We start from the raw sequence: 22,046 nt of genomic DNA on the forward strand, positions 1-22,046 counted from the left end.
GCACAGCTCTTGCGAATACCTCACCAACAGCCAACGAACTGCGCAATTGCGTCCAGGGTTCCGCAGCTGCCCACAGCTCGCGCCGTTTCGATAACTCATCGAATAATAGAGGAGTACGGTAAATGCTGACGAAGAGAGATCTACTTCGATCCACCGCGGTGATCGCCGCTAGCGCCGCGATTGCGAGGCCAAGCCTGCTGATGGCGCAGAGCTATCCCGGCATCATCGAGGCCAAGGACATTGCCGAGGAAGGCTTCATCTATGGCCTGCCGCTCGTGATGAACTATGCCGTCATGCAGGAGTATGCCGTAGACAGAAACTCGGGGCAGTTCAAGGCACCGTTCAACGAAATTTACAACATGCACCATGTCGCCACCCCGGCGGACACGGCAATCATCACGCCGAACAGCGACACGCCTTACTCGATTCTCTGGCTGGATTTGCGCGCCGAACCGATGGTCATCTCTGTGCCGACGGTCGAAAAGGACCGCTACTACTCGGTCCAGCTGATCGACGGCAACACCTACAATTTCGGCTACATCGGCACGCGCGCCACGGGGACCGAGCCGGGCGACTATCTGGTGGTCGGCCCCGATTGGAAAGGGGAAACGCCCCCCGGAATCAAGCAGGTCTTCCGATCGACGACGCCGTTCACGTTCGCGGCTTTCCGTACCCAGCTCTTCCACCCCGACGACATGCCGAACGTCGAGAAAATTCAGGCCGGCTACAAGGCGCAGCCGCTTTCCGCTTTCCTTGGACAACCCGCCCCGCTTGCCGCGCCCAAGATCGAGTTCCTTCCTGCCACCACTGCCGGGATCAAGGATAACTTCTTCCAGTATCTCGACGCGGCCCTGCAGTTCGTCCCTGAGACGCCGAGGGACAAGGCGGTTCGTGCGAAACTTGCCAAGATTGGTATCGGCCCCGGCAAGACCTTCGAGTTCAAGGATCTATCGCTCGAACATAAAGCCGAATTCCTGGTGGCCATGAAGCAAGGAAATGACAAAGTCGACAAATGGCTGGCCAGCGGAAACAAGGACATCAACGGCTGGAACATCGGCTCGTTCTTTGGCGACGAGGCCTTCTACAACGGCGATTGGTTGATGCGGGCAGGCGCCGCCAAGGGCGGTCTCTATGGCAACGATGCCGCGGAAGCCATGTACCCCTATACCCGAACGGACGCGGCCGGTGCGCCGCTCGACGCCAGCAAGCACAACTACACGCTGACCTTCCCGGCCGATCAATTGCCGCCAGTGAATGCGTTTTGGTCCGTTACGATGTACGACGGCAAAAGCCAACTCTTGGTCAAGAATCCGATCAATCGCTACCTCATCAACTCTCCGATGTTGCCGGAGATGAAAAAGGAGGCGGACGGCTCGCTGACGCTGTACATCCAAAAGGACAGCCCCGGTGCGGACAAGGAATCCAATTGGCTTCCGGCGCCGGACGACAAAATCTATCTCGTGATGCGCCTATATTGGCCGAAGCCTACGCCACCCTCGATCTTGCCGGCAGGCCAGGGCACCTGGCAGCCGCCGGGCGTCAAAGTGGCGCAATAGTCCCGACCAAGCTGATGCGCGGCCGGTGCCAGTGCCCCTCGTGGCCATCGTGCCCGGAGGACAGTTGGCGACGGCCGGCATTTGCACAGACGGCGCAATCTTGAATCTACTCGCCGACGCTCTTTCCATCGGAAGATTGAAACTATTTAGCGGCTTCTGAAGTTTGTTGGCATGAAATGGCAGGAGATGTTCGGGAGGTTATTGTAGCGCTATAATCGAGTTAGTATGCAGAGATCTGCATTCGTCTCAACAATTTTGGCGTGTATTCTGCAAGCGCTCGGCTATTCCGAGGCCTGCACGCAAGGGGACACAGGTGGCTTCGAAGTTGGAGCAATTCTGAGCGTCCCCTTCTTGCTTATTCCGATAGCACGTTTGTTAAGCAGCCCGGGCCAAAGTGCAAAAGTAAGCTGTGGTTCGTATTTGCCCTCGGTCGTATCGAGCGACGACAGCTTCATACCCAGTAGCCGAATGCTCTTCGGCGCTGGAGGGCAAGATCATGGCGTGTATCTCCGCGATCGAATGCCCGCCGAGTCCGCTTTTTTGCACCTTCGCATTCCAGCTTCATCTTCGGCGGATAACAACTTAATGACGCCGGCAAACAAATTCGCGAGCACACGCGTTCACCATTTACTTACGATGGAATTACGCGGAAAATTAGCGTCGTGGGAGGAAGGCATTCGGCCCTCTCGACTAGCGCGCCCGAACGGCTTCTGCCCCTTTCAAGGGAGGAAACAGTTATGAGGCGTATTTTGTTGCACGCGGCAGCATCGGTCGCGGCGCTCTCGCTTGGCGTCTCGTATGCATCCGCGCAATCAGGCAGTGTCGAGAAGGCGGTCGGAGGCTACAGTTTCGAGGACGCCGCAAAAGAGGCGCCCGGTACCAAGGACTTCCATTCGGCCGACGGACACCTCACCTTTGGCATCGTGACGCACACGGCCGGGAATGGCTTTTTCGATCCCGTCTATGTTGGCGCCACGGTGGCCGGCAACATGATCGGCGCCAAGATCCTGCTGCTTGGCTCGGAGTCGCCGGTGGACGATCCGGCCCGCGAGATCGAAATCCTTAATCAGATCGTTCAGGATCCGACGATCGACGGCATCATCATGACGACGCCGCAGGTCGGCGCCTACAACGACATCGTAAAGGCCGCCGAGGCAAAGGGCATTCCGGTCGCCACGACGAACTCCTTTGATGGGACGATGCTCAACCGCAGCAGCATCAGTCATACCGGCCAGGACGCATCCGCGGCCGCGATCGGCGGCGAAGCACTTGCCAAATGCGTGCTCGACAGCGGCAAGACCAGCGGCTCGATCCTGCTGCCGTCCTCGACCGCGATGGGCAATATCGAAGTGAACAATCGGGTGACCTCGGCCTTTAATGCCATCGTCAAGACACTGAAAGACGCCGGAAAGCTTGAAAACTTCAAGGTGGACGCCGGGCCGGAGAATGTCGGCATCGACACGAACCCGAACGATCCCGTGAACGCGCTCGTGTCGCTCTTCGAGTCGCGCGGTGACGTTGTCGGGGCCTTCACCGCAAACAACGTCTTCACGCCGCCGCTCGTCAAGGCAGTCGCGCAAATGGGATGGACCGGCAAGTTCTGCGCCTTCGGCTTCGACCTGGGGCCGGCGCAGCAAGAGGGCATCGCCGCGGGGAACCTTACGGGCTCGCTGGGACAACAGCCGTTCCTGCAAGGTTTCTGGCCGGTCATGCAGCTCTACCTGCAGATCGACCGCGGCATCTCGGCCGCCAATCTCGACACGCGGGCCCAACTGGTGACCAAGGAGACTGTCGCCAAGGTCGGCAAGCGCTTCGAGAACTGATTTCGCTCGAGCCGCCTGACATACGGGCGGGAGGGGTTATCGTTCCTGCCGCCCGCACAAGTGCAGAGATCGACCGGACAAACCCATGGCGCCTGTGGAGACGACATCGCTCGGCCGCGCGCCTCCGCAGCTCGCCGGCGGCTGGGAGGCCGGTCTCCTCCTGTTCCTTGTCCTGCTCTATGTCGGCGGCGTGTTCGCCAATCCGACCTTCTTCGCCTCGACGGACGCGCTTCACGCCCTGCTTCGCGACACCTCCCGCGTGGGGATCATCGCGGTGGGGATGACCTTCGTCATCGCCAACAAGGACTTAGATCTGTCGGTAGGTTCCACCTACGGTCTCGTCGCGGTAGTGTTCGCCCGGCTTTTTTCACCGAGCTTTCTCGATCTCGACATCACGGCCTCAGTCATTCTTTGCCTGCTGCTGGGGACAGCGATCGGGCTGCTCAACGGCGTGCTCGTGACCATCCTGAAGGCGCCGGCATTCATCGCGACGCTGACGATCCTCTTCATTGGCCGCGGTTTCGTGCTGGCGCTGACGCACGGCCAGGCGATCTATTATTCCGGCAAGGCGGGTGAATTTCCGCTCTTCTTCCACCTGGGCGAAACAAATGTCCTCGGCTTCAACAACCAGATCCTCGTCTTCGCTTCCGTTGCCGCGTTCGGAGCCTTTGTGCTTGCCAAGACCCGCTGGGGCTACGAGACACTCGCCACCGGAGGCAACGAACAGGCGGCAGTCTATGCCGGTATTCCCACGCGCTGGGTGCGCATCCGCGCCTACCTGATCTCGTCGCTCTGCGCGACCCTTGCGGCTCTCCTGTCAGCGGCGCAGGATAAGGGCGTAACCCCCCTTTATGGCGTCAGCTGGGAACTCACCGTCATCGCATCCGTGGTCATCGGCGGCGCGTCGATCCTCGGCGGTCGCGGTCGCGTGTTAGGCTCTTGCCTCGGGGCCGCGGTCGTCGTGCTGATCGACAAGGTCTTGCGCGAAGGATGGCCGATCACGCGCATCGTCGTCATCGACGGCGAGAATATTGCGGTCAATGCCAGGTTCACCTTGCCCGCGGGCGCGGTGCTGGTTTTCCTTGGCCTCCTTCTCGTCACTGCCGTGCTGATAGAGCCCTACCTCATCCGCCGCCAGGTCGCGGGCCGCTTCTGGGCGTGGCTGCGTGGCCGCCCGCCGCCCCCCGCCTATGAGATGGGCGGCGTGGCCCTCGAGGGCGTCCAGACCAAGGGAGCGATGGCGAGCGACCTGGCGCTGACGGCTACCGGATTCGGCAAGTTTCTCGCCCGCCGCGACGCGCTTGCCATCATCCTGACCGTCCTGTTGTGGCTGACGGGGCTCGCCCTCAGGCCCGACTACTGGTGGAACCTCTCCAATACGTTCGCGATCCTGCTCAACTACACAGAACTTGCCCTCATCGCGGTCGGGCTCACCTATGTCATCGCTGCCGGCGATATCGATCTCTCCGTCGGGGCTGTGCTTGCGCTTTCCGGCAGTACCGCGGCCTATTTCCTGAAGGTGCTGGGCGCCGACCCGATGACCGCCGTGGCGATGGGCCTGCTTGTCGGAATGGCAGCCGGCCTCGTCAACGCCACCGTCACGGTCGGTTTCAAGCTGCCGGCCTTCATCGCTACTTTGGGCATGTTCTACATCGCCCGCGGCCTGGCCGCCTGGTTCGTCGCCGGCCAGCAACTGACGGGCTGGCCTGAAAGCTACAACCTGCTCGGCCGCAAGGCGAACGACGTCCTCTTGTATTTCGGCTTTTCGCTACCGCCTGGCTTTCTTCGGACCGTCGCAGAAGTCGTCAGCGTGCAGACGATCTGGATGTTCTTTGTTGCCCTGGTGGCTGGCCTCGTGCTCGCTTACTTGCCGTTCGGACTGAAGGTCATGTCCACCGGCGGCAACCTCCGTGCCGCGGCTTATGCGGGAATCAACACGAACCGCGTGCGCTTCCTCGCGCTCCTGTTGTCGGCGCTCTGCGCCTCCATGGCCGGAATCATCAACGTCGCCTACTTCCGCAGCTTCAACCCCGTCGCCGGCCAGTTCCGCGAACTGGACGCCATCGCCTCGGTTATCATCGGCGGCGGATCGATTTTCGGCGGTTACGGCACCATCATCGGCTCGCTTGCCGGCGCCGCGGCGATCACGCTCGTGCGGGCGCTGCTACAATTGAACGTCCAGGGGTTCACCATGCCGCAGCACTGGATCAACGTTTTCATCGGCGTCATCCTTATCGTGGCCGTGCTCGTCGACATTTGGGTGCGTCAGACCAATATCTTCGGACGCATGTGGTCCTATTTGGCGCGACGCGGACAAGCATCGGAGACGACTCATGCCCGCTGAAAGCCAAGGCACACCGATCGTGGAAATGCGGGGCATCGAAAAGGCATTCGGTGCCGTCCAGGCGCTACGCTCGGTCGACCTGGTGCTTTATCCCGGCGAGATCCTCGGTCTCGTCGGCGACAATTCCGCCGGCAAATCGACGCTAATGAAAATCCTGACCGGTGCATATCAGCGCGACGCTGGCGAGATTTTCGTCGCCGGACAGCCGGTGCATTTCAAGAGCCCGCATGAGAGCCGAGACGTCGGTATCGAGATGATCTACCAGGACTTCGCGCTGTGCGGGAACTTGGACGTCGGGCAGAACATCTTTCTGGGCCGCTGGCCGCTCACAGGCCCGTTCGTCAATCGGCGGAAGATGTATGCGGAGGCCGACAAGGTCCTGAAACGGCTCAAGGTCGACGTCAACTCCGTTTATCAGAAGGTCGAAAGCCTGTCGGGTGGCCGCCAGCAATCCGTAGCGATCGCCCGCGCCATCTCGTTCGAGCCGCAGGTCGTAATCCTCGATGAGCCGACCGCCAATCTTTCGGTGATGGCGACCGACCGCCTGCTTGAAACGATGCTGGAATTGAAGAGACAGGGTGTAGCCCAGATTATCATCTCTCATCGGCTGGTCGATATCTTTGCCGTCGGCGATCGCGTGATGGTGCTGAAGCGCGGCGAGTATGTCGGCGACCGCTATATCAAGCACACTGACGAACACGAGATTCTGGAGATCATTGTTTCCGGCACCCGCGAACGAGCACTTACGGCCGAACAGGCAGCGCGTTGACCGGGGACGCGGGATGCCAGTTCCGGCGGTGCAGCCGGCATCATAAAATCGGCAATTACATTTCGCGAAGACCGCGTCGGGTAGCCTATCACTCAGCGGGTAACGCTTCGAATCCGTTCATATGGCGGGATCCCGCCAAAATAGATGCGTTGCCAATTATGAGGTCGGCGGTTCAGATCGGTTCAAGGCGATAGATTCGTGGTTGGCTTCGGTCATTTTGTTCGCATCGAAATCTGAGCAGCATCCTGAAGTGCACACTCCAATCTCAGTACCGCAGTTAATGCGTCGTGAGGAGCCGCGCTAGGACAATTGCTTCCATGCTGATTCCCCAAAGGGCAATATCTGCGCCCGCTAGTACAGTGTAGAATACATATGGAGGAGTGGAGATGCCCTCTTTCGGCAAGTCGATAGGCAAATATGCGCGCCACGAAGCGCCATGTTCTGTCCATTTTGCTGCGTCACGACTTGGAGCTCTCCGAATTGTCTCTCTTTTTGCTTTGGCACGTCTTTCAACCAACGTGGCCATCCACGCGGAGGCCCTTGAGGGAGGCATCAGAAATGAGACGAACTGCAAAGATCTTCACAGAGGCGGCTGCCGTCGCCGGCAGCCTGCTGGCGAGTACCGCTACAATGCACGCGCAGGAGACCCGGAAACCCAACATCCTCTTCATCATGGGCGACGACAGCGTGTCCCAAGGGCCGCAGACGGCGCAGCGATGAGCGATGTCATCCAAGCAGGCCGTGACGAACCACGCTGGCCTCCGGTGGTGGCGATCCTTGCGGTATTCGCCTTCTTGGAGGTGCTGCCGCATCACGTCTATGCCATGCCGCGATGGATATCGTACGTGGTTCTGGTAGCAGCTATCGTTCCAATGGTCCTGGTAACGCTGTCGACCGACAAAGCTGTGTGGCTACGGATCGAGCACGTCGCCGTCATGCTGCTTGCCAGCGTCTACGCGGGGAATACGGCGGCGGAACTCGGAGATATGGTCGGGATCATCGCCGTGCACCCTCCCGAGACGCGCTCAGTGTCGCTGTTGACGTCGTCATTTACCATTTGGGTCACCAACGTTCTGACCTTCTCGCTACTCTACTGGCAGATCGACGTGGGTGGCCCGTCGCGCATCGCGCGTGGGATGGCGGGAAGACCTGACTGGCTGTTTCCCCAAGCGTCGGTTCCCGAACTAGCGCCGCCAGACTGGCGGCCGCTCTACGTCGATTACCTGTCGTTGGCGTTCAATACGGCGACCGCTTTCAGTCCTACCGACGTGCTGCCACTCACCCGGCGTGCGAAGGGGCTGATGATGCTCGAAAGTGCCATTTCACTGCTGACACTCGTGCTCGTGGCCGCGCGTGCAGTCAATGTCATTCCGTAGCGCCTCTACGGCGCCGCGGTCGTCCATTCGTGCCGTACCGATCGAAGGTGCCCGTATGTCAGTCGAAGCCGATCAGCTTTCAACAATGATCAATCACGCGGTCGCGCCGGCGTTCATGCTCAATGGCGTCGCGGCGATGGTGGCGGTCCTGGTCAATCGGATTTCCGGCGTAACCGAGCGGATCAGAAACCTCCGCGAGATCGACGACGGTGACGTCGCCCGAGCCCCGCTGAAGAAGGGAATCGGGGAACTGAGGCGGCGTGAACGCCTCTTGAACAGCGCATTGTACCTGGCGTTGCTAGCCGGAATCGGCGTGACGCTTCTGCTCCTCTTCGGCTTCGTCGTAGCCTTTTTGGGATACCGTCACGAACCGGGCGCCGCCGTGCTATTCGTTGCGGCACTCTGCTTCCTGGCGGGGTCGCTCTTCCGATTCCTGCAGGACATCCGGCTGTCGCAAGGTGAGCACGATAACCGTCAGTTGTGATGATCGCCGAACTGCTCAAGGCGCTCCCTCTGACGGATTCTACTCTCATTTCCGGTGGTAGTGTCTCCGCTGACATGGCAGGTACCGCACCATCAGTTCGAATCGCATCAAGGCGAGGGATCCGCAGTCGGCTTGCCGCCGTGTCGCTTGGGTAAGCGACGATCGTCGCGAGCGGGTGGAGAGCGGGCATTGGTTACCACGGTGCCTAACGGAGGCACTGCGACAACAACCGGACAATGGATCGGCGCCGGCGCGATTATGCCTCATGCACCAACCGCATAGTAGCCATTCCTTGCACTAGCCGTGCCGATTCCCCCTCTGGGAGGTCGTAAGCTGCTCCCGGACTTCAATAATCAACCAATCAAGATGGTAGACGTCCGCCCGGCTGACTGGTCGCGCGCGACCAATTCCCACTAGCAAAGATCCAGATGCGATGACGCTGCGCGAACGCTCGGATTCGATGACGTCAGTCGCGAGTGCGCTTGAGGCGACCGCCGAGAAGCCGCTGGAAATCGGGAACGACAGGTTTGCAGCGAACTCGATCGGTCTGGCTAGGATCATAAAACGGCTGGGCTGGCGACGGCGTGGCCTGCCGCTAGGACTGGATCGTCGAGTCGGAGCCGACTTCAGCGTCTTCGCTACGGCACCTTATCCTCGCCTCCCTAGAAATCGGCGACCTTACCCCAGGCAGATTTTCGGAAACGGTCCGGATGGTACGCGCGGGGGTCGACGATTGGCTCGTCACCAGTGACGATGTCGGCGATCAGGTGACCGGCGCCGGGACCAATGCCGAAGCCGTGTCCGCTGAAGCCGGCGGCAAGGATGAACCCCGGTATGGCGGCGATTTCGCCAATGCCCGGCACACCGTCCGGCGTGCTGTCGATATAACCCGCCCATGCGGCGGTGATGCTGGTGTTCTTCAGGTCGGGCAGGAGGTCGAGTGCGCGCGAATGGGTGAGGCGAATAGTGTCCTTATCGACTGCAGGATCAAGGATGCGCATGCGCTCCATTGGCGTCGGGGCATCGAGGCGCCAGTGAGTCAGGCTCTCGTGACCGGAGCGGAAGCCTTCGAGGCCGCCGGGTGCAAGGCTGCGCCAGCGCCGGGCGAACATCGGCAGAAACTGCGGCGCGAAACGCAATTGCTGCGGCGTCGGATCGACACGGCCGCGGCCGCTGATGGCGAGCGTGTAGCCGCCGTCGCCGCGGCGCGTCACCGAAACTGCGGCCGTATGCAGTGCATCCGGAAGGCCGATGGCACCTGGCGAGACGGCCAGAATCGACGAGCGGACCGACGCCTGGGGAAAGCGGACGCCGAACTGCCGGCAGAAGGAGGAGGCCCAGGCGCCGCTGGCAAGGATCGCCGTCTTCGTGCGGATGGTGCCATGCTCGGTGACGACACCGGAAAGGCGACCGCCTTCTGTCTCTATGCCGCGGGCGGCGCAGGACTGATGCACGGTGCCGCCAAGCTTGAGGATCGCACGCGCGACCGCGGGTGCTGCACTTGCCGGATCGGCGGTGCCGTCGGTTGGCGAAAAGACGCCCCCCTTCCATGGCTTTCCGGTGGCGCGGCCGCGTTCGGTCGCCTCGGCGCTGTCGAGCATATGCGTTGTGACGCCGAGCGTACGGGCAAAGTCGCGCCACCGGGCCCAGCCGGCCAGCTCCTCTTCGCTGTTGCTGAGGTAGATCAACCCGCAGCGTCGGAAGCCGGTGTCCTCGCCGCTCTCGGCGGCAAAACGCTCCCAAAGATCGAGGCTCTTCGTCGCCATCGGCAATTCGCGGGCGTCCCGGTTCTGCTGGCGGCACCAGCCCCAGTTGCGGCTCGACTGCTCCGCGCCGATCCGGCCCTTCTCGACGACAGCTACCTTCAATCCGCGGCGGGCAAGATAGTAGGCCGCAAACACGCCGACAATGCCGCCGCCGATCACCACGGCATCGGCGTCTTCGGGCAACTGCGGCGTTGTGTCGATGAGTTTCAGCGGTGCGGGCATGGCGTGACCTCCGTTACCAGCACAGTCTAACGGCTATTGCGCAATGGCGTTGCCGGACTGCGGCTGGCGCGCAGCAGAAGATTCCGTATTGCCGGAGCAATGCCGCCCTTTCTGCTTTGGCCTGCTGTGCCAAACGAATTCGACACGTCTGTCCAGTGTGTTAAGGTCATCATTGGGAAAGTCGCAGCACAATCTGCTGTCCCGTTCGCCACGTAGCAAGGGGAAGGCGCGCCATGAAACTCGACCGGATCGACATCAAGATTCTGTACGAACTGCAGAAGAATGGCCGCATCACCAATGTGGAACTCGCCGAATTGGTCAACCTGTCGCCGAGCCCCTGTCTGATGCGGGTCAAGAAGCTGCAGTCGGAGGGTTACATTGAGGGCTATTCGGCGCAGATCAACGTCAGCAAGCTCGGGCAGACCCTGACGGTATTCACCGAAATCACGCTGAAGAACCATCGGCAGATCGACTTTGCCCGGTTCCTGGCGGCGATAGACAAGGTCGACAACGTTATGGAATGCCATCTAGTGTCAGGAGGCTACGACTACCTTCTAAAATTCGTCACGGCCGGGATCGGTGAATACCAGACGATCATGGAGCGCCTCACCGACATGGATGTCGGCATCGACAAGTATTTCAGTTTCGTTGTCTTGAAGTCGCCGATCGTCAAGGTGCACATGCCACTGACCAGCCTGTTTCGGATGTAGGATCTTCAGGTCGGTTTACTCGGGCTCGCAGAGCCAGCACTCGCTATTTGGCCTGGTCTCCGGAGCCTCACCGACAAAACACAGGATGTCGTTGTCGTCCTTCGACCCGCGATCGGCCTGAGACGAGGTTGGGATGAGCCGGCGCCTCAGCGCCGGCAATAGGCTCGCACGAGTTCCGGATCCTGTTCGAGCCCATCGAGCCACGTGGGATCGAGCCTCGGCACCGACGAGAAGAGCAACTGCGAATAGGGGTGTTGCGGTGTCTTGACCTTCGCCGGCGTGATTTCCTCTACCTTTCTGCCGCCATACATCACGACAATCTCGTCGCAGATCGCCTCCACCACGGAGAGGTCATGGCTGATGAAGACGTAGGAAAGACCGAGCTCGCGCTGCAATTCCTTGAGCAGATCGATGACGGCGGCCGCGACCACCGTGTCCAGTGCAGAGGTAATCTCATCGCACAGGATCAGCTTCGGCTCGGCGGCGAGTGCGCGGGCGAAGTTGACGCGCTGCTTCTGGCCGCCCGAGAGCTCCCCCGGGCGGCGATGACGCAGGTTGCGCGGCAGGCGCACCATGTCGAGCAGTTCGTCGATGCGTGCGCTGCGCGCCTTGGCATTCATGCCGTGATAGAAGGTAAGCGGCCGGGCTAAGATGTCCTCGACGGATTTCGCCGGATTAAGCGCCGTATCGGCATATTGGAAGACGATCTGCATTTCGCGCAGTTCATCGCGCGAGCGCGCGCGGGCGCTGCGGCCGAGTTCCTTGCCGTCGAAGACGATCTTGCCGACAGCGGCCGGCAATATGCCGGCGATGGTGCGCGCGAGTGTCGACTTGCCGCAACCGGACTCGCCGATGATACCGAGGTTGCGCCCCTTCTCCACCTTGAGACTGACATGCTCGACGGCGCGCACGAGGGGCAGGCCGTCGGCCTGGACCTGGCCATAGCCTGCGACGAGATTTTCGATTTCGAGCAACGGGGCCGGACCATTCTCTGCCGCGCCCGCAGCGCCACGGGGCTTCGGCTCGAAGGCGGCGAGCAGCTCCCGCGTGTAGGGGTGCTTCGCGCCGTCGAGGATCTCTTTGGTGGTGCCGATCTCCTTCGTCTCTCCGCCCTTCAAGACGACGATGCGGTCGGCGATCTGGGCGACCACGGCGAGGTCGTGCGAGACGTAAACGCCGGCGATGCCGCCTTTCTTCATGACCGACTTGAAGGCGCGCAGTACCTCGATCTGCGTCGTCACGTCGAGCGCCGTCGTCGGCTCGTCGAAGATGACGAGCTTCGGGTCGCCGATCAGCGCCATCGCCGCAGAAAGCCGCTGCAACTGGCCGCCGGAGACCTGGTGCGGATAGCGGCTGCCGATCGTTTCCGGCTCAGGCAGCGACAACGCCCTGAAAAGCTCGACGGCGCGGAGGCGCGCCTCGTCGGCCGACATAAGCCCATGAATTCGGGTGACCTCGATTACCTGGTCCATGATCGTGGCGGCTGGGTTGAATGCGGCGGCGGCTGATTGCGGAACATAGGTGACCTCGGTGCCGCGCACCCTGGCGCGCTGCTTTTCGCTCAGCGTCACCATGTCCTTTCCGGCGACGGAGACGCTGCCGCCGGAGATGCGACAGCCGGGGCGGGCATGGCCCATCAGCGTGAGCGCGATTGTCGTCTTGCCGGAGCCGCTTTCGCCGATCAGCGCCACGATCTCGCCCTCGGCAATGTCGAAGCTGACGCCGTTGATGATCTCGACGCGCCGGCCGGAATCGGTGGTGGCTTCGACTTTGAGGTCACGGATTTCTACAAGATTGACCATCATTCGCTCCGATCGCGGATCTTCTTTGGCAGGTTGTCGATCAGCAGGTTGACGCTGATGGTGAGGCTGGCGATCGCAAAGGAGGGAGCCATCACCGCCGGTGCCCCAAAGGGCAGGCCGCCGATGTTCTCGCGCACGAGGGCCCCCCAGTCGGCGTAAGGCGGCTGGACGCCAAGGCCGAGGAAGGAGAGGCCGGAGAGCAGGAGAACGATGAAGACGAAGCGGATGCCGAGGTCGGCAAGTACCGGTCCGACGATGTTCGGCAGGATTTCCGAGCGGATCAGATAGAGGGTGCTTTCGCCTCGGATGCGGGCGACGGTGATGAAATCCATCGCGTTGATGTTGACGGCAAGCGCGCGGGCGAAACGGTACGCGCCGGGGATATAGATCACCGACAGCGTCAGGATCAGCACGGGAATCGAGGAGCCGACGGCAGCGACGACCACAAGGCCGAACAGCTTGCTCGGGATCGAGTTGAGGGCGTCGAGGAAGCGGCTCAGGATCGTGTCGAGCCAGCCGCCGGCGACCGCTGCGATCATGCCCAGCATCACGCCGCTGAAGCAGGCGATCGTAACTGCCGCAAGCGAGATGCCGACCGTATAGCGGGCGCCCATCAGGATACGCGAGAGCATGTCGCGGCCGAGATAATCGGAGCCGAGCCAGAAGTCGCGGCTCATGGGGCCGAAGTAATCGAGGTCGACAATCTCGCCGACAGGGTAGGGGATGATCAGCGGCGCGAAGATCGCGATCAACACCCATAAAAGGATGACCGAGAGACCGACCATGCCGATGATGTTGAAGCGATAGCCGAGCCGGGTTCCGGAAATCCGGTCAGACTTGGTCTCAGAACTCGTCATTGTCATCGGAGCCTCGGATTGGAAAGGATGGCTATAATATCGGCGGTCGTGATCAGGAGCAGGTAGCCGAGGCAGAAGATCATCGCGCAGCTCTGGATCAGCGGTAGGTCGCGGGTGGCGACGGCGTCGACCATCAGCTTGGCAATACCTGGATAGTTGAAGATCGTCTCGACAATGATGACGCCGCCGAGCAGGTAGGAGAGCGAAAGTGCCACCGCATTGACGATCGGACCCAGCGCGTTCGGCAGCGCATGCCGAAACACCATGCGCGGCCGCGAGGCGCCCTTGAGCAACGCCATCTCCACATAGGGCGTGTTGAGCGTCTCGATCACCGCTGCCCGGGTCATGCGGATCATTTGCGCCGAGATGACGAAGGTAAGGGTGATCACCGGCATGGCATAGATGCGCAGGAGGTCTGTCAGCGACGTGACTTCGTTCGCGAAGGAGAGCGCCGGCAGCCATTTCAGGTAAACGGCGAAGATCAACACCGCGGAGGTCGCTATCATGAATTCCGGCACTGAGATGACGCCGATCGTCACAACGGTGACGGCGCGGTCGTACAGCGAGCCGCGTAGCATCGCCGCGGTGATGCCGAGCGTCAGCGCGATCGGCACCGAAAATAGCGCGGTGACGCCCGCGAGCTGCAGCGTGTTGATGAAGCGCCCGCCGATTAGAGCCGCGACCGGCATCTCATTGGCATAGGAGGTGCCGAGGTCGCCCTGCAGCAAACCAGCGATCCAGCGCAGGAACCGCAAGATCGCCGGGTCGTCGAGATGCATGGCCTTGCGCAGACCTTCGACTGCCTCCGGCGTGGCGGCCTGGCCAAGCAGGATCGTCGCTGTGTCTCCCGGCAAGAGCGTCGTGGCGAAGAACACGGCGAAGGAGACGATCACCAGCGTGATCAAGGCGATGAGCAATCTGCTCAGCACGAGTGATAGGACACGGTTGTTCACGCGCGTTCCCTTTCGGCATTCGAGATTTCAAACCAAAGGGTCGGAGCTGCAACCGCGCGGCTGCAGCCCCCGACCGTTCGCCTCATCAGGCTTCGAGCCAGACATATTCCGCGAAAGCATAACCCATCTGGCCGCCAAGCGGGTTGGCTTCCAAGCCCTTGAGCTTGGCGGTGATCGCGTCGACATTGGAGATATAGGCCGGAATGATGGTGCCAGCTTCGTTTGCGACCATCACCTGCATCTCGTTGTAGATCGCTTTGCGCTTCTCCTGGTCGAGTGAGCCGCGCGCCTCGATCAGCATCTTGTCGAATTTCTCCGACTTGTACTGGCTTTCGTTCCACGGCGCTTCCGAAGTATAGAGCAGCGAGAACAGGATGTCCGGTGTCGGACGCGGGTTGATGTTGCCGAAATGGACCGGCGCCTTGAGCCAATAATTGTCCCAATATCCGTCGGCCGGTACGCGCTGAACGTCGAGCTTCAGTCCGATCTCGGCAGCGGAAGCCTGGATGATCATTGCCATATCGATCGACGAGTTCGCCGCCTCGGATGCGATCACCGGGATCGACTGACCGAAAACGCCGGCCTTCTCGAAATGGAATTTCGCCTTTTCCGGATCGAACGCCCGCGGCTTCAGGTCACCATTATGGTAGAAGTTTGCCGGGGAAACCGGCTGGTCGTTGCCGACTTCTCCGAGGCCGCGGAGCGCCGACTTGACGATCTGCTCGCGGTTGACGAGGTACTTCATTCCCTCGACGAAGTCCCGATTGCTGCCGGGCTCCAAGTCCATGCGTATGTTGAGATTGGTGTAGTTGCCCGAGGTGGTTTTCGAGAGCGCGAAGGCGTCGCCTTGGGCCTCGACCAGGCGCATCGAGCGCGGATTGATTGTAGCGGCAAGATGAATGTCGCCCGAGAGCAGTGCATTGACGCGCGAGCTATCGTCGCTAATCGCGAAGTACTCGAAGGAATCGACGTTCGGGCCGGACTTCCAATAGTTCTTGTTCTTGATGCCGACCGAGCGCACGCCGGGCTCGAAGACTTCTCTCACGAAAGCGCCGGTGCCGTTGCCCTTGGAAAAATCGGTCGTGCCATCGGCGACGATCATGAAGTGGTGCATCGAGAGAATGGTAGGCAGATCGGCGTTCGGATTTGCGAGCGTGATCTCGACCGTCTGCTTGTCCACGGCCTTGAAGCCTGTCATCTGCGCGGCGATCTTCGCGACCTTCGAACCGACGGATGGATCGAGATGGCGTTTCAACGAGAAGACCACGTCGTCGGCGGTCAACGGCTTGCCGTCGTGGAAGGTGACGCCGCTCCTCAGTTTGACCGTCCAGGTCTTCGCATCCTTGGACTCGATCGCCTCGGCGAGCTCCATCTGCGGGGTCCCGCCCTTATCGAGGAAGGTGAGACGGTTGTAGAAGGAGCAAGAGCGGACATAGTCGGTGGAGAGCGATGCCTTGGCCGGGTCGAGCGTGTCGGCGGTCGAGGACGACCAGCCGGCCGCCTTGAGCGCGCCGCCGGAGACCGGCGTTGCAGCAACCGCGTTGGAGGCGCGGCCGAGCATTAGACTGCCGGCGGAGAGAGCAACGCCACCGGCGAGCATCATCTGCAGCAGTTCACGGCGTGTAGCTCCGCGGCGGATGGCGTTTTCGACCATGGTGTCGTCGGATCTGGTCCAATTAATGATCTTGTCGTTCATGTCATTCCCCTTTGCGTGTTGGCGGGCTGCCCGTCTTCCGTGGGCTTAGACCCAATCCGGTGAACTGGTCAGCTACGTGCGACGGCCACGGCATCGGCGAGGGCGGCCATGGAGGTGAAGTGGTAGTCGGGTTCGGTGAACTCGGCCGGCTCTATGGTGCCGCCGTAACCTTTCTGCGCGTGGCGCCGCTCAATCCAGCAGTTGGTCAGCCCAAGTTTCCGCGAAATGCCGATGTCGTGGTACTGGCTTTGGGCGACATGCAGGACGTCGTCCTTCGAATTGCCTTCCGAGCCGACGAAGTCGAAAACCTTCTGAAAGAAGGCGGGGTCAGGTTTTTCGGTACCGGTATCGTCGGCGGTGAAGGCGGCGTAGAAGGGATCACCCAGTTCCTTGGCGAAGAAATCGAAGGCCCAGCGGCGCGCATTGGTCATAGCGACGAGCCGGTAATTCTTCGCAAGGCGCGCCAGCACTTCGGTGCTGTCTCCGAAGGCCCTCCAGTTCCCGGCGGAGTCCCTGAGACGCTCGCCATATTTCCGCTCAGTCGGAAGGCCGAGCTTCGGCGCGATTTCAAGATAGACACGCACCAGATCGTCCGGGAAGAGGTCGGCGTCCTTGGAGTAGCGCGCCGCGCGGTAGAGGCTGAGCGCCTCCTCACCATCGATGGCGACACTGGCCTCGGCGGCGATGCCGGCGAGGCAATCCTTGAGGCCGCCCTCGAAGTCGATCAGCGTGCCGACGACGTCGAAGGTCATGTATTTGAATTCGGGAAGGCTCTTGTGCACATCGATTCCCCAGTTTTTTCGCGTCCCAGGTCGGAACGCCGACTTCATGAAGAAGAATATTCTGTTCCCGTCGGCGGGATGTTTTCCCCGCTCTTGCTGGAAACGCCGCATATGCTGGGATCCGGCCGCTTCCTTGATCTGAGTTTGGCAGTTGTGCTGCGCCGGAGTCTCCGAAAGGGCGCCGTGGCGCGGCACAAAATTTCGAATATGGCGGTTCCGCGATATATCGCGTCAGTCGTCCATCAGGCTCTCAAAGCCTGGCGAACATCCGGGTCTTCCAAGGTCTCGTCCAATGTTTGGCGGGTGCGCTCGACAATCGCGTCGATCTCCGCCGCGCTGCAGCACAGCGGCGGCGCATAGCCGAGCACGCCATTGGCGAAGGCGCGGATAACGAGACCGTTTTCCCAGGCACGATCGAAGATGCGGCGCGCCGGCTCCGCGGCCGCCGGCAAAGGGGTCTTCCTCGACTTGTCGACGACGAGTTCGACGGCGGCCAGCATGCCGCGGCCGCGCACATCGCCGACAAGGGGATGGTCCCTCAGGCTTTCGAGACCTTCCATCAGCCGTGCACCGGCCGTGACGCCGTTTTCCAGAAGGCCGTTCTCGTAGAGCCTCAGCACCTCGAGGCCGACAGCGGCGCTGACCGGATGCGCCGAGTAAGTGTAACCGTGGCCGACGGCGGAAGCGCCGGCGCCGTCGGCAATTGTCTGATAGACGTGGTCGGCCATGAACACGGCCCCCATCGGCACATAGCCGGACGTGAGACCTTTGGCCGTGGTGATGAAGTCCGGCACGATCTCGTCCTCGGTAGAGGCAAAGAGCGGTCCGGTGCGACCGAAGCCGGTGATCACCTCGTCCGCAACGAAGAGGATGCCGAGCTCGCGGCAGAGTTCGCGCATCGCCTTCATCCAGCCCTTGGGTGGCACCAGCACGCCGCCCGAGCCCTGGATCGGTTCTGCATAGAAGGCGGCGACACGCTCGGGGCCGATTTCCCCGACCTTGCGCCGGAGAGCGGCCAGCGACGCCTCGATGATCGCCTGCGGGTTCTCTCCCACCGGATTGCGGTAGGCATAGTGAGACGGAATTTTGTGCTGCCAGTCGTAGGGAATGCCGAAGCCGGCATGGAAGGCCGGCAGCGCGGTCAGGCCGGCGCCGACCGTCGATGAGCCGTGATAGCCTTGCTCCACCGAAATGAACTGATCGCGTTGCGGCTGGCCGCGGGCAATCCAATAATAGCGGATGAAGCGGATCGTGCTGTCGACGGCGTCGGAGCCGCCGAGCGTGAAATAGACGTGGTTGAGATCGCCCGGCGCGCGCTCGGCGAGTTCCGAGGCGAGGCGGATCGCGGGCTCGGAGCCGAGCCCGAAATAGGCCGTCGCATAGGGAAGCTCGCGCATCTGGCGGGCAGCCGCTTCGACGATCGATTCGTGGCCATAGCCGGCATTAACGCACCAAAGGCCGGCAAAGCCGTCGATCAGTTGCTTGCCCGAAGCGTCGGTGACCGTCGCGCCTTTCGCCGAGGCGAGCACGCGCACGCCGAGTTTTTCATGGCCGCGATAGGAGGCGACCGGATGGATGAGGTGGGCGCGATCGAGTTCGATGAGGGAATTGCTGTACATGACGATCTCCGGATCAGCCGAGCGCCTGATTGGCGAGGGCGAAGGTGGTAGCGGCCGGGTCGGCGGCGCGGTGGATCGGGGGCTTCATCATGGCGATTCCCCCGCCGACATGGGCGAGTCCCTGCTCGGCAAGCCAGAGAGAAAGGCCGGTCTCGGCAGTGGTATCGAGCCTGATGAACCCGCCGGTTCGCGTGGAAATGAAGTGGGCCACGAGCGCCTTGGCGTCTTCGAGACCTTCGGCGACGACGGGCCCGATGGCCTCGCCGCGGCCGAAGGGGCGGATGGCGCAGAACCCGCAAACGCGCCCGTCCCGGCGGATCACCGCAAAGTTGCCGACCTTCCCGAGATAGGCAATCATCCCTTCACGGTCGGCGCCGAAGGCGAGGCGGTCGAGCGCGACGATCGCTTCGATGTCCGCCGCGTCCGCCTGTTCCGTTTGCCCAGGCACGGCGATTGCTCCGACGAAGCCCTGATGCTGCAACACGCGACCCGTCTCGCGAAAGCCAAGCCTTTCGTATAGCGGCAGGCCCTCAGTCGTTGCCACGAGTCTGAGCGGACGATCGGCCGCTAACCGTAACGCGGCGTCCATCAGCTTGCGACCGAGGCCGCGGCCGCGCATCGCCTCGTCGACGATGACCATGTTGATCGTCGCACACTCCGACTTGTAATGGGTGACGAGTACAGTGCCGACGACCCGGTCGCCCTCAATCGCGACGACGCCTTCGCTCAGGGTCAGCGCCATCTGCCAATCTTCAAGGCGATGTGGCCAGCCGGCCTGCCGGGAGAGCTTGACGGCGGCTTCCAGATGCTCGGGCCCGAAGGCGGCAATATCGATCTGACTTGTCTGCATGGCATTTCCTTCATTTTCTGCCCGCAAGTCTGAAGGAGTGCCGACCGGCAGATCGTCTGAAGGCTTTGGCTCGCGCGGTATCTTATAGCTTTGCACCTACCGGTCGCCGCATCTTATGCTGGCAGGGAAGAGCGCTGGGAGGGCGCCGGTGCGGAAGACGCCGGCGACCACCAGCAGGCCACACAACCTTCTGCCAAAGCCGGCGCTCGATACGATAGATTCTGCTTCGAACGCCGCCAAATCAGGCGAGGCGATGGGAGGCGCAACGCCTATGATCCTCACAGAATACTTGGTCCCGTTCTTTCAAGGATACGCACATGACGACGTTCCGTCCGAAATACATCACCTTCGACTGCTACGGCACGCTGACGAACTTCCAGATGGCGGAAGCGGCCCGCGACCTCTATCAGGAGCAGCTCGACGAGGCGCGCATGGCTGAATTCATCAAGAATTTCGCGGCCTACCGCTTGGACGAGATCCTGGGCGCCTGGAAGCCCTATGCCGAGGTGGTGCACAATTCGCTGGAACGGACCTGCAAGCGCAACGGCATTAAATTCCGCGATCAAGCTGCGAAGATGGTCTATGAGCGCGTGCCGACATGGGGTCCGCATGCGGACGTGCCGGCGGGGCTTGCCAAGGTCGCCAAGGAGATCCCACTGGTGATCCTGTCGAATGCAATGAATTCGCAGATCATGTCGAATGTCGAAAAGCTTGGCGCACCCTTCCATGCGGTCTACACCGCCGAGCAGGCGCAGTCCTACAAACCGCGCTTTAAGGGCTTCGAATACATGCTGGATATGCTCCGCTGTGGTCCGCAGGACATTCTTCACTGCTCGTCCTCCTTCCGCTACGACCTGATGTCGGCGCACGACCTCGGCATCAAGAACAAAGTCTGGGTCAATCGCGGTCATGAGCCGGCCAATCCCTACTACGGCTATGTCGAGATAGCCGACATCTCCGGCCTGCCGGGCGTCGTCGGTCTTTAGAAAAGGCGGTGCTCCATGAAGTTCCTGTCCTACTGGCATGATACGGCCCCGGCCTTTGCCGGAGCTGCGCAAGGCCCGGTCGATGGCCATTACGACGTCGCCGTGATTGGCGGCGGCTTCACCGGCCTCAGTGCGGCCCGGCAGCTTGCCAGGGCGGGGGCGAAGGTCGTCGTGCTGGAGGCGGAGAAGGTCGGCTGGGGCGCCTCCGGCCGCAATGGCGGACACTTGAATAACGGGCTCGCCCATAGCTATCTCGCGGCCAAGGCGGAACTCGGCAGGGAGCGGGCGATTGCGCTCTACAAGGCGTTCGACGATTCAGTCGACACGATCGACGCACTGATCACCGAAGAAGGTATCGACTGCAACTTCCGCCGCGCCGGCAAAGTGAAGCTTGCCTCGAAGCCCCAACATTTCGAGGCGATCGCCCGCAACTTCGAGGCGGTCAACGCGGAGGTCGATCCCGATACGGCGCTTCTCAGCTCCGAGGATCTGAAGCAGGAGGTCGGCTCGCCCTTCTTCGGGGCAATGCTCTCGAAGAAAAGCGCGATGATGCATATGGGGCGGTATGTCGTCGGCCTCGCCGAAGCGGCCACGCGCCATGGCGCCATGGTTTTCGAGAGCGCGGCGGTCACCGAGCATCGGCAGGCGGGCGGCCGGCACACATTGAAGACCCCCCGCGGCAGCGTCACCGCGGATGCGGTTCTTGTCGCCACCGGCGCCTACACGCCTTCGATCTTCGGTTATTTCCGCCGCCGCATCATCGCCGTCGGCAGCTTCATCATCGCCACCCGGCCGCTGACCGAGGCTGAGGTGAAGGCGACAATGCCGGGCAACCGCACCTGCGTCACGTCGATGAACATCGGCAATTATTTCAGGCTCTCGCCCGACAACCGGCTGATTTTCGGCGGCCGCGCACGTTTCTCGGCAACCTCCGATCAGAATTCGGACGGCAAGAGCGGCGCGATCCTCAAGGCGAGCCTTGCCGAAATCTTCCCGCAGCTTGCCAAGGTCGAGATCGACTATTGCTGGGGCGGTCTTGTCGACATGACCAAGGACCGATTCCCCCGCGCCGGTTATCAAGATGGCGTTTGGTACGCCATGGGCTATTCCGGCCATGGAGCGCAGCTTTCGACGCATCTCGGCATGATCCTGGCGGATGCGATCCTGGACCGGCCGGACCGCAACCCGCTGAAGGGTCTCGAATGGCCGGCCGTGCCCGGGCACTTCGGCAAACCTTGGTTCCTGCCGCTCGTCGGCATGTATTACAAGATGCTGGATAGGATCCAGTAGACAACGCGGCGGTAGGAAGAAGGGCGCGGACCGGACAGGTCCGCGCCCTTCTTTGTTTGGATGACCTAGCCTGGCGTGCCGCGTCAAGTGTGCAGCGGTCTTGCGAAAGAGCTGAAGCGCCTGGCGCGCGCTTGAGAGCGGGATGAAGAAACACAGCGGCT

18 protein-coding genes are annotated in these 22,046 nt (G+C 61.6%); 10 read left to right on the forward strand and 8 right to left on the reverse strand.

Annotated features, from left to right (window positions below):
* Positions 1-122: 122 nt before the first annotated feature.
* From V7S54_RS20085 to V7S54_RS20115, 7 genes are all read left to right on the forward strand, one after another.
* Positions 123-1,556, forward strand: coding sequence for a DUF1254 domain-containing protein (locus V7S54_RS20085; protein WP_336409311.1), 1,434 nt, complete (start codon positions 123-125; stop codon positions 1,554-1,556).
* Between the two features lie 737 nt (positions 1,557-2,293).
* On the forward strand, positions 2,294-3,379 hold the full coding sequence (locus V7S54_RS20090; RefSeq protein WP_336409312.1) for a substrate-binding domain-containing protein: 1,086 nt from the start codon (positions 2,294-2,296) through the stop codon (positions 3,377-3,379).
* 85 nt (positions 3,380-3,464) lie between these two features.
* On the forward strand, positions 3,465-5,723 hold the full coding sequence (locus tag V7S54_RS20095; protein ID WP_336409313.1) for an ABC transporter permease: 2,259 nt from the start codon (positions 3,465-3,467) through the stop codon (positions 5,721-5,723).
* Positions 5,713-6,492, forward strand: coding sequence for an ATP-binding cassette domain-containing protein (locus V7S54_RS20100; protein ID WP_336409314.1), 780 nt, complete (start codon positions 5,713-5,715; stop codon positions 6,490-6,492). Before V7S54_RS20095 ends, V7S54_RS20100 begins: the two co-directional genes overlap by 11 nt.
* 558 nt (positions 6,493-7,050) lie before the next feature.
* Positions 7,051-7,212: a hypothetical protein gene (locus V7S54_RS20105; protein ID WP_336409315.1), complete on the forward strand. Its 162-nt coding sequence runs from the start codon at positions 7,051-7,053 to the stop codon at positions 7,210-7,212.
* Complete coding sequence (locus tag V7S54_RS20110) at positions 7,209-7,868, forward strand: hypothetical protein (protein ID WP_336409316.1); 660 nt, start codon at positions 7,209-7,211, stop codon at positions 7,866-7,868. Before V7S54_RS20105 ends, V7S54_RS20110 begins: the two co-directional genes overlap by 4 nt.
* A gap of 55 nt (positions 7,869-7,923) precedes the next feature.
* Entirely contained in the window at positions 7,924-8,352 is a 429-nt protein-coding gene (locus tag V7S54_RS20115) for a DUF2721 domain-containing protein (RefSeq protein ID WP_065375587.1), read from the forward strand.
* A gap of 662 nt (positions 8,353-9,014) precedes the next feature.
* Here the strand turns inward: V7S54_RS20115 and V7S54_RS20120 are convergent.
* Positions 9,015-10,340, reverse strand: coding sequence for an NAD(P)/FAD-dependent oxidoreductase (locus tag V7S54_RS20120; RefSeq protein ID WP_336409317.1), 1,326 nt, complete (start codon positions 10,338-10,340; stop codon positions 9,015-9,017).
* 233 nt (positions 10,341-10,573) lie between these two features.
* On the opposite strand from V7S54_RS20120, the gene V7S54_RS20125 reads away from it, so the two are divergent.
* Positions 10,574-11,050: an Lrp/AsnC family transcriptional regulator gene (locus tag V7S54_RS20125; RefSeq protein WP_057249969.1), complete on the forward strand. Its 477-nt coding sequence runs from the start codon at positions 10,574-10,576 to the stop codon at positions 11,048-11,050.
* Positions 11,051-11,196: 146 nt separating this feature from the next.
* Here V7S54_RS20125 and V7S54_RS20130 read toward each other — a convergent pair whose 3' ends face one another.
* The 7 genes from V7S54_RS20130 to V7S54_RS20160 all read right to left on the reverse strand — a co-directional run bounded on the left by V7S54_RS20130 (position 11,197) and on the right by V7S54_RS20160 (position 19,609).
* Positions 11,197-12,852: an ABC transporter ATP-binding protein gene (locus V7S54_RS20130; RefSeq protein WP_336409318.1), complete on the reverse strand. Its 1,656-nt coding sequence runs from the start codon at positions 12,850-12,852 to the stop codon at positions 11,197-11,199.
* Positions 12,852-13,715, reverse strand: coding sequence for an ABC transporter permease (locus V7S54_RS20135; protein ID WP_065375591.1), 864 nt, complete (start codon positions 13,713-13,715; stop codon positions 12,852-12,854). Before V7S54_RS20135 ends, V7S54_RS20130 begins: the two co-directional genes overlap by 1 nt.
* Positions 13,712-14,662 carry an ABC transporter permease gene (locus V7S54_RS20140; protein WP_336409319.1) on the reverse strand — a complete coding sequence of 317 codons (951 nt, stop codon included), beginning with the start codon at positions 14,660-14,662 and terminating at the stop codon, positions 13,712-13,714. The genes V7S54_RS20135 and V7S54_RS20140 overlap by 4 nt, the downstream gene beginning before the upstream one ends.
* 85 nt (positions 14,663-14,747) lie before the next feature.
* Complete coding sequence (locus V7S54_RS20145; protein WP_336409320.1) at positions 14,748-16,358, reverse strand: ABC transporter substrate-binding protein; 1,611 nt, start codon at positions 16,356-16,358, stop codon at positions 14,748-14,750.
* 68 nt (positions 16,359-16,426) lie between these two features.
* Complete coding sequence (locus V7S54_RS20150) at positions 16,427-17,140, reverse strand: HAD-IA family hydrolase (RefSeq protein ID WP_336409321.1); 714 nt, start codon at positions 17,138-17,140, stop codon at positions 16,427-16,429.
* 242 nt (positions 17,141-17,382) lie between these two features.
* Positions 17,383-18,759 carry an aspartate aminotransferase family protein gene (locus tag V7S54_RS20155; protein WP_336409322.1) on the reverse strand — a complete coding sequence of 459 codons (1,377 nt, stop codon included), beginning with the start codon at positions 18,757-18,759 and terminating at the stop codon, positions 17,383-17,385.
* Positions 18,760-18,772: 13 nt separating this feature from the next.
* Positions 18,773-19,609: a GNAT family N-acetyltransferase gene (locus V7S54_RS20160; RefSeq protein ID WP_336409323.1), complete on the reverse strand. Its 837-nt coding sequence runs from the start codon at positions 19,607-19,609 to the stop codon at positions 18,773-18,775.
* 317 nt (positions 19,610-19,926) lie between these two features.
* On the opposite strand from V7S54_RS20160, the gene V7S54_RS20165 reads away from it, so the two are divergent.
* The gene (locus V7S54_RS20165; protein ID WP_336409324.1) at positions 19,927-20,595 is read left to right on the forward strand and encodes a haloacid dehalogenase type II; all 669 of its coding nucleotides are present in this window, start codon (positions 19,927-19,929) and stop codon (positions 20,593-20,595) included.
* A 15-nt stretch (positions 20,596-20,610) separates the two neighbouring features.
* Positions 20,611-21,885 (forward strand): NAD(P)/FAD-dependent oxidoreductase, encoded by a 1,275-nt coding sequence (locus tag V7S54_RS20170; RefSeq protein ID WP_065375597.1) that lies wholly within the window; start codon positions 20,611-20,613, stop codon positions 21,883-21,885.
* The last annotated feature ends 161 nt before the right edge of the window (positions 21,886-22,046 follow it).

The sequence above is a fragment of the Ensifer sp. CCNWLY38 genome, assembly GCF_037120565.1.
GTDB lineage: Bacteria > Pseudomonadota > Alphaproteobacteria > Rhizobiales > Rhizobiaceae > Ensifer > Ensifer adhaerens_H.